Source organism: Corynebacterium sp. Marseille-P3884, assembly GCF_017942225.1.
GTDB lineage: Bacteria > Actinomycetota > Actinomycetes > Mycobacteriales > Mycobacteriaceae > Corynebacterium.
Genome location: NZ_JAGKSD010000018.1, coordinates 38543 through 46307, shown reverse-complemented (window position 1 = coordinate 46307; position 7765 = coordinate 38543). Strand labels below are relative to the sequence as shown.

Annotated in this window: 9 protein-coding genes; 4 read left to right on the top strand and 5 right to left on the bottom strand. The window is 64.6% G+C overall.

From position 1 onward, the window contains the following. Positions 1–1189, bottom strand: a 1189-nt coding sequence (locus tag J5Y21_RS10265; protein ID WP_210575304.1) for a DNA polymerase III subunit gamma and tau, incomplete at its 3' end; no start/stop codon positions are given. Between the two features lie 93 nt (positions 1190–1282). Here J5Y21_RS10265 and J5Y21_RS10260 point away from each other — a divergent pair. Together J5Y21_RS10260 and J5Y21_RS10255 are read left to right on the top strand one after the other, a co-directional pair. Beyond that, entirely contained in the window at positions 1283–1528 is a 246-nt protein-coding gene (locus tag J5Y21_RS10260) for a CopG family transcriptional regulator (protein ID WP_210575301.1), read from the top strand. Positions 1529–1966: 438 nt separating this feature from the next. Next, entirely contained in the window at positions 1967–2344 is a 378-nt protein-coding gene (locus J5Y21_RS10255; protein WP_246875159.1) for a hypothetical protein, read from the top strand. Between the two features lie 38 nt (positions 2345–2382). On the opposite strand, the gene J5Y21_RS10250 is transcribed toward J5Y21_RS10255, so the two are convergent. Then, a complete protein-coding gene (locus J5Y21_RS10250) occupies positions 2383–3777 on the bottom strand; it encodes an FtsX-like permease family protein (protein ID WP_210575298.1) in 1395 nt (464 codons plus the stop codon). Further along, positions 3774–4454, bottom strand: a complete 681-nt coding sequence (locus J5Y21_RS10245) for an ABC transporter ATP-binding protein (RefSeq protein ID WP_210575296.1) — start codon at positions 4452–4454, stop codon at positions 3774–3776. The genes J5Y21_RS10250 and J5Y21_RS10245 overlap by 4 nt, the downstream gene beginning before the upstream one ends. A 92-nt stretch (positions 4455–4546) precedes the next feature. Between J5Y21_RS10245 and J5Y21_RS10240 the strand changes: the two genes are divergently transcribed. Together J5Y21_RS10240 and J5Y21_RS10235 are read left to right on the top strand one after the other, a co-directional pair. Next, on the top strand, positions 4547–5224 hold the full coding sequence (locus tag J5Y21_RS10240) for a histidine kinase (protein ID WP_210575294.1): 678 nt from the start codon (positions 4547–4549) through the stop codon (positions 5222–5224). Continuing rightward, a complete protein-coding gene (locus J5Y21_RS10235; RefSeq protein ID WP_210575292.1) occupies positions 5221–5865 on the top strand; it encodes a response regulator transcription factor in 645 nt (214 codons plus the stop codon). Before J5Y21_RS10240 ends, J5Y21_RS10235 begins: the two co-directional genes overlap by 4 nt. Before the next feature lie 22 nt (positions 5866–5887). Here J5Y21_RS10235 and J5Y21_RS10230 read toward each other — a convergent pair whose 3' ends face one another. Further along, entirely contained in the window at positions 5888–6448 is a 561-nt protein-coding gene (locus tag J5Y21_RS10230) for a hypothetical protein (protein ID WP_210575282.1), read from the bottom strand. Further along, on the bottom strand, positions 6448–7719 hold the full coding sequence (locus tag J5Y21_RS10225; protein ID WP_210575280.1) for a PLP-dependent aminotransferase family protein: 1272 nt from the start codon (positions 7717–7719) through the stop codon (positions 6448–6450). Before J5Y21_RS10225 ends, J5Y21_RS10230 begins: the two co-directional genes overlap by 1 nt. Between the last annotated feature and the right edge of the window lie 46 nt (positions 7720–7765).

Here is a 7765-nt window from a genome sequence, read left to right as displayed (position 1 = left end):
CGGCGCCGCGGGGCTTGTCACCCATGCCGGCGGCCTCGGCGGAGGCGTCCTGGAGCTCAGTGAGACCGGCGACGGCGGCAGGTGCCTGCGTGCCGGTGAGAACACCAAGGAGGTGCGCCATCATGATCTCCAGCAGCAGGCGCGGGGAGGTCGCGCCGCGCAGGGAGGTGATGCGCTCGTTTACCTCAGTGGCAAGCGCGGCGAGCTGGTTGCCGGGGAATTTGTCAGCCTCGGCGGTAAGAATCTCCGCACGGTCGGCAGGGGCATCCACGAGTCCCTGGCCGAAGGCGTCCGGGACGGCGTGAATGATCATCAAATCGCGTAGGCGGTCGAGCAGGTCGATCGCGAAACGGCGGGGCTCGTGGCCGGCCTCAATCACGTCGTCGACGGCCTGGAACAGGGCGGAGGCGTCGCGGGAGGAAAGGGCGTCCACGGTGGCGTCGATAAGCGAAAGGTCCGTAACCCCGAGAAGCGGCAACGCGAGCTCGTACGTCAAGCCCTCGGGGCCGGCTCCTGCGAGCAGCTGGTCGAGGATGGACAGGGTGTCGCGCGGGGAACCGCCGCCGGCGCGGATGACCAGCGGGTAGACGTTCTCGTCGACCGTGACACCTTCCGCGGCGACCGTGCGCTCGACGAGCTGGCGCATCGCCTGCGGCGTGAGCAGACGGAATGGGTAGTGGTGCGTGCGCGAACGGATCGTGCCGATGATTTTCTCCGGCTCCGTCGTCGCGAAAATGAACACGAGGTGCTCCGGCGGCTCCTCCACGATCTTCAGCAGGGCGTTCGCGCCCGCGCCCGTGATCATGTGGGCCTCGTCGATGATGAACACGCGGTAGCGCGATTCTGCCGGCGCGAAATACGCGCGTTCGCGCAGCTCACGCATTTCGTCGACACCGCCGTTCGACGCGGCGTCCATCTCCGTGACGTCCAGGTTGCCCGGCCCGCCCGGCGCGAGCGCGACGCACGACGGGCACACCCCGCACGGCGTCGATGTCGGCCCCTGAACGCAATTCAGCGAGCGCGCCAGAATGCGTGCCGACGACGTCTTGCCCGTTCCCCTCGGCCCCGAGAACAAATAAGCGTGGTTGACCCGCCCGTTATCCAGCGCTGTGGACAGCGGGCGCGTCACCTGCTCCTGCCCAATCATCTCGGCGAACGAGGCTGGGCGATACTTCCGGTACAAAGCCACGGTTTCACCCTACTAGGCGCCCGCGACACCCACCGTGGGTCAGCCTGCAAGTGGGCATTGCCAGCGCAGATATTTTCGTTATACAGTATTCACATGCCTGTGAACGCCAGCCAAGAACAGCTCGACGCTTGGGTCGCCGAAGCCGAGATCGGCTACGACCCAGAGCTCCTGAAGAAGCGCGGCCGCGGGCGCCCGGGACGGGGATCAACTCCCGCACAGGTCGTCGCAGTCCGCCTCACCGACGATGAACTGAAAGCACTCGACGATCTCGCCACCAAGAAGAACGTGACCCGGTCCGAGCTCATCCGCCAAGCGATCGGCGCCTTCACCGCGGCATGAGATACGCGAAGTCCGCCACCAACTAACCTGCATCAATCGAGTACAGGTAGAGCTTTTCACGTCTTAGTTGACTCCCCACTTGTACTTATGTGGTTCAGTCCATGCGCGAACTACGCCGTCATCGCCTCCTCGCAAGGGAACCAATGCGCTCTTTTCGCAGTCTAAATAAAGGAAGAATTCTGCAACAGCGTCAATAGGGCATAGACAAACTTAATCTTGGGGGGCTTGAAGATTGAAACGGCGTGCGGTAATTAAGAAGTTGAAGCTCGAGGCACGACGGCGCGGCCTTGAGTTCGAGGAAATCCCATTGCGCCGACATGATGCTTACAGGGTCGGAAGCGTCACGCGGACGCTGGGCAGGCACAGCGAAATCGACGACCTCACTGCACGTAAATTTTTCGACCAGTTCGAAGCAGAGCTGGGAAAGGGATGGTGGCGATGAACACGTTCACAGTGACCGCCGAGCGCGGCACCAGCGGTGTGTGGGTCCTGGAATGCACAGAGCTCGGGGTGGTCTCCCAGACCAGCCGGTTGGACCGGGCGGAAGACGAAGTGGCCGAAGCGATCGCGTACCAGTCGGGACTCGCGCCATCAGAGTTCGAGGTCGAGGTGGTTCCGGTGTTGCCCGACGAGATCGAGACGCTTCGTGTCCACGCGGAGCAGACAAACAGGAAAGCGGAAGCCGCCACCCGCGAAGCCGCCGACGCGAAGCGGGCCCTGGCCCGTTCAATGCGGGACCAGGGCTTCAGTGTCCGGGAAATGGGCCAGGTTCTGGGCGTGTCCTACCAGCGCGCAGCGGCGCTCGCGGCGGGCTGATGCTGGGGAGCCCAGCCACTAGCCGCAGCTTCTAGAAGCTAGTCGTTGAGCCGGCCGGTCTCGGAAAGCACGCGCTCGCGGAGCTTGCCGGTGGCGGCGACAGCGGCGACGCAGCCGGCGAGCGCAAGCACGATCAGCACGGCGAAGAGTGCGTGCCGCGTCAGGAGGGCATCGACCGGTGCGATGACCAACGCCAGTCCCATCAGGCTGCCCATGCCGAAGCCCATGAGAGTCACCAGAGCCATCGGGATTCCCACCTCGCGGATCGCCACAGAGGTGTGGAACTTCGCGGGAGCGCCGATGAAGTAGAGGGACTTGGTCAGTTGCTTTTGCTCCACCACGGCCAACGCCTGGGTGAGCAGCGTGGAGGCGATAAGCAGCACGGCGCCGAAGATCGCGGTGATGGCCACGCCGGAGGGAATGTCGGCGGTGACAATCTTCAAAGCCGGGTCATCGTCGATCTCAGGGATAGCGGAGAAGCCGCTTCCGGCGCCCGCGATGAACGCGACGAAGTACAGCGCGGCGACGCGCTTCCAGGTCGTCCTCACCCCGCGGCCGACGCGGCGGGTGGCCACGTAGGTGGCGGAGCCGGGCAGTAGGTAGCTGATTCGGGCGATCAGCTGGATAACGCCGACGGCGATGAGTGCGTTGACCATCAGCACGCCGGCGGCGACAATGAGCGTCGCAAAGAACTCGGTGGCATCGGCCCCCGGGGCGATCGTCAGCGTGCTCAAGTAGCGGTACAGGGCAATAGCCGCCGCCAATGAGATGACCAGAGTGACCACGCTTTGCCCCTTCGGCGGCACCTTCTTGGTGACGCCCAGCGGGGTGACGGCCACGCGGCGCAAGGCGAGCCAGACGGACGCGGCGGCGAGAACCAGGACGACCACCCACGCAACGGGCACGACCCACCACGTGAACATCTCCCAGGTCTCAATTCGCTTTTCCTGGAAGGTCAGCAGCGACCAGGCGGGCACGCTGACCAGGTACAGCACAGTACCGACGGCGAGGCCGACAATGGCCTGACGCAGTGCATCGAGAATCATCATTCCGCGCACCTGACCAGAAGTCGCACCGATAAGGCGCAGAATGGCCAGCTGCTCTTCACGGCCGCCGAGGTTCGCGCGCGCAGCTTGGGTGAGCAAACCCAATAGCGTCGGCACCACCAGCAGCGACGCGAAAAGAGCAAGGAAGATATAAAACATAGACAGGGGTCCGCCCGCGCTCTCCTGCACCTCAACGAGACGCTCATGCGGGTGCATGTGACGTTGCGCGAACATCCACGTTCCGGCAGCCAGGGTGCACAGGATCCACGTGGACACGGAAAACGCCACGAGAGACAACACGTGCACCCAGCGTTCGCCGGTCTGACGTTGGGAGCGGCCCTCGCTGGAGGAAGACTGCGCAGCGGACATCAAGGTCAGGGTGCTCATGCCGGCATCACCTTGCTCGGGCCCTCAGCGTGAATGAGACCGTCACGAATCTCGATCCGACGGTCGCACCACTGCGCAATCTTCGGGTCGTGGGTGACCAGCACGAGCGTCACACCGAATTTCTTCGACACCGCCGTGATCTGCTGCATCACCTCATGGCCGGTGGCCTGGTCGAGTGCGGCAGTCGGCTCGTCGGCGAAGACCACCGACGGCGGCCCAGCCAAGGCGCGGGCGATCGCGACGCGCTGGCCCTGCCCGCCGGAAAGCTGGCCCGGGAAGCGATCCACAAACGCGCCCAGCCCCAGCCGCGTGAGCATGTCCGTGGCCTCCGCGTGGGCCTTCGAGCGTGATTCGCCACGCATGATCTGCGGCAGAGCCACGTTCTCCTTTGCAGTCAGTTCGGGCATGAGCTGCCCGTCCTGGAAGATGAAGCCGAAGTGGTCGAGGCGGAGCTGGGAGCGGGTGGCGTCGTCAAGCGATGCGATGTCGCGCCCGTTGAAGCGGACCTCGCCGTGGTCGGGCACGAGCACTCCTGACATGCAGTGCAGCAGCGTCGATTTGCCGGAGCCGGACGGGCCCATGATGGCGACGGATTCGCCGGGGCCGATGTCCAGGCTGATTCCTTCGAGAACCCGTTGCTGGGTGAATGATTTCGTGATGTCGTTCAGTTCGAGCATGGTTCCTATTTCACTGTGTGCCGCGCGCGTCCACCATGGCGCAGGCTCCCGAATACGGGTAGTGCCAGCACTACCCCGCTACCCTCAACACCATGTGGCGGAAGAAGAACCACGAGGCTGAAGCAGCACGCGCGATCCACGAGCTGACGGCATCCAGGCGGAAGATCGCCGAAGCGTACGAGGTCGAACGGCTCCGCATCGAGCGCGACCTGCACGACGGCGCGCAGCAATATTTCGTGGCAGCCGCGATGAAGCTCGGCGAAGCGCAGCTTGAAACAGACTCGCCGCTTCTCGACGCCGCCGCCCGCGACCTCAAAAACGGCCTCGACGCCCTGCGCCGCACCGTGCGCGGCATCCACCCGCGCGAGCTGACCGACCGCGGGCTCGTCGAAGCCGTCGAGACAGCCGCCGCGCAGTACGGCCCGCACGTCACCGTCCGCGCACCGCACGATTTACCGCTTATCGACGACTCCGTCCTCGCCGCCGCCTATTTCTTCACCTCCGAAGCCCTGACCAACGCCGCGAAGCACGCGCCCGGCGCCCCCGTCAGCGTGCTCATCACCTCCGATGCGACCCTCAACGTCGCTGTCACCGACTCCGGAAACGGCGGTGCCCACATTGTGCCTGGTGGTGGGCTCGACGGGATGCGCGAGCGCATTGCCGCGTTCGGTGGGTCGATCGAGCTCAATTCACCCCAAGGCGGCCCCACCACCATCACCGCACGGATACCGTTATTGCTGTACCGAGGAGAAAGTGGGTTAGCGCAATGAAGATCGTAATCGCCGATGATTCGGCACTGCTGCGCGAAGGTGTCGCGGGTCTGCTCACCCGGCGGGGCCACGAGGTGGTGGAGCAGGTGGGGGATGCGGACGCGCTGCCGGGTGCCGTCGATAAGCATGCTCCCGACCTCGTGATCACCGATGTGCGCATGCCTCCGAACATGCGTGACGACGGCCTCCAGGCTGCACTCAAGCTGCGCGAAACCGGCCCAGTGAATGTGCTCGTGCTGTCGCAGTACGTCGCCCCTGCCTATGCCCGCGAGCTCTTCTCCGGCGGCCACGGCGGCACCGGTTACCTGCTCAAAGACCGCGTCGCCGAGGTGAAGGATTTCGTTCAGGCTTGCGAGACCGTCGCATCCGGTGGCGTTGTCATCGACCCAGATGTAGCCAGCGAGCTCATGGCGGCCAGCTCCCAGTGGCTGACCACGCTCACCCCGCGCGAACGTGAAGTGCTCGAGCTCATGGCCGAAGGACTATCCAACGCCGAGATCGCGGAGAAGCTCTATTTCTCTGGCGCCGCTGTGGCCAAGCACGTCTCTGCTATTTTCTCGAAACTAGGGCTCACGCCCGACGAGGAGAACCGCCGCGTCCGTGCAATCTTGATGTACCTGTCCGAGCGCGGGATCACCTAGCGCGAGATCACCTATCGCGGGGCTACTCGCGGGCCCAATCGCCGAGGCTCGTCTGACGACGACGGAGGCGGCGCTCGAGCACCTCGAGCCCCTGCTCCTCAGCGAGCTCGTATTCGTCGTCGGTGAGCAGGACCAGCTCCAGCAGCAGTGTCATGCGTGCCGGGGCGTCGTCGGTGGCGGGCTCGTTGACCAAGGGTGTCCCGCGATCGAAGATTTCGGGTTCGCGAAGCAGGCCGTGATGGACGGTCAGCGCCGGGTCGTTCACCAGCCCCGGAAGAGCCGTACCCGGCTGACCGGGAATACCAGCGTTAACCAGCGTGTTCCACGCGCCCGCGACCGCCATGACACGCTGCTGCGGGGTCGCGCCGTCGGCGGCGCAGATGATTTCGCAGCGAACCTCGGTCAGCCCAGCGCTATCCGCGTCCGGGTCGTCGACAACGAGACCGCTATCGATCTCGCTGAACCCGACGGTCACCGCCGCCGGAAGCACAGGCGCGACACCGATGGTCATGCCATTGACATTCAGCAGGTCCATCGGACCGAGAACGTCGGTGAGCCAGGCGTGTGTTTCGGCGGGAGTCACTAGTTCTCGAGCTTCTCCAGTGCCGCGAGCAGCACGCAGGTGGCGACACCGTCCATAGCGGTACGGACTTCGTCGAGAGGCGGAAGCGACGGCGCGAGACGGATATTGCGGTCGTTCGGGTCCTCGCCCTTCGGGAAAGCAGAACCGGCCTTGGTCAGGGTGATGCCGGCTTCGCGGGCGAGCTCCCACACGCGGGTGGCCGTGCCGTCAATGACGTCGAGGGAGACGAAGTAGCCGCCGGCCGGAGTCGTCCAGCGCGCGACCTCGTACTCGCCGAGGCGACCCTCAAGGATCTCCAGCACAGCGTCGAATTTCGGCTTGAGGATCTGCGCGTGCTTTTGCATCAGGGCGCGCACACCGTCGGCGTCACCGAAGAGCTTTGCATGGGCCAGCTGGTTGATCTTGTTCGGGCCGATACCGCGGATCCCAGCGATGGAGGCGTACCAGTCCAGGTTCTCCGTCGACGACGCGAAGAAGGCCACGCCCGCGCCCGCGTGCGTGATCTTGGAGGTGGAGCTCATCACCCAGAAGCGGTTCGGGTTGCCGGCCTTTTCAGCCGCACCGAGCACGTCGATGATCTGCGGGAAGTCCTCGGTGAAGGTGTGCACGGCATAGGCGTTGTCCCACACGATGCGGAAATCCGGCGCGGCGGTCTCCATCGATGCGAGTGCGCGCACGACCTCCTCAGTCGCAGTCACACCAGACGGGTTGGCGAACATCGGCACGACCCACATGCCCTTCACCGCCGGATCCTTGACCAGCTCGGCGACGGCATCGACATCGGGGCCGTCGTCAAGCATGGGCACGGTGACCATCTCGAAGCCGAACTTCTCCGAGATGGCGAAGTGGCGGTCGTAGCCCGGGACCGGGCAGATCCACTTCACGGTCTCTTCTTCGCGCCACGGGCGTTCCGAGTCGTTGTTTCCGAAGATGAAGGACCAGCTGATCAGGTCGAACATGATGTTCAGCGAGGACGAATCCTCCGCATAGAGGTTGTCCACCGGCACCCCGATGAGCTCGCCCCAGATCTCCCTGATGTCCTTGATGCCCTTGAGGTTGCCGTAGTTGCGCACATCCGTGCCGGCGGCATCCACGTAGTTGCCCTTGCCCGGCAGCTCAAGCAGGTCGTTGCTGAGGTCGAGTTGCTCCGACGACGGCTTACCGCGCGTCAGGTCCAAGTCCAGGTTGCGGGCCTTGAGCGTTTCGTATTCCTCGCGCACCTTCGTCGCGAGTTCCTCGCGGGCAGCGGCGTCCAGATTGAGCAGGGACATGGGGGAGATCACTTCCTTTAAGGAGTGGAACCGTTTACGTCGCCCA